The sequence below is a fragment of the Pseudomonas tremae genome (assembly GCF_001401155.1).
Classification (GTDB): Bacteria; Pseudomonadota; Gammaproteobacteria; order Pseudomonadales; family Pseudomonadaceae; genus Aquipseudomonas; species Aquipseudomonas tremae.
In genome coordinates, this window is record NZ_LJRO01000498.1 from 1 (window position 1) to 329 (window position 329).

At 54.7% G+C, this 329-nt stretch carries 1 protein-coding gene; it reads right to left on the reverse strand.

Annotated features, from left to right (window positions below; translation table 11 throughout):
* Positions 1-33: 33 nt before the first annotated feature.
* Positions 34-329: fibronectin type III-like domain-contianing protein (locus ALO43_RS27425; RefSeq protein WP_174518524.1), on the reverse strand; the 296-nt coding region annotated here is incomplete at its 5' end.

The following is a 329-nucleotide window of genomic DNA, read 5'->3' on the forward strand; positions in this document are numbered from 1 at the left end:
CCACCGATTACCGCTACTCAGAATGGCTGTTGCTTAGTAAGCCTGCTCTGCCTTGACTTGTACTGCCTTGCGCAGGGGGACTGGAAGGGGGTTTGAATCTCGTGTGGTCAGTTGCTCCGGATAAAGCGCTACTACCGTGCGGTCGAGTGCCAGGTTTTCCGAGTCCTTGCCCACCAGGACCTTGAACTTGCCAGGGTCGACGTTCCAGCTCACCGAATCGGGTGAGTAATAAGCGAAAGAACGCGAGTCCAGTGCAATCGTGACGGTTTTGCTTTCGCCTGGCTTCAGGTAAACCTTGGTAAAGCCCTTCAACTCTTTCTCCGGGCGAT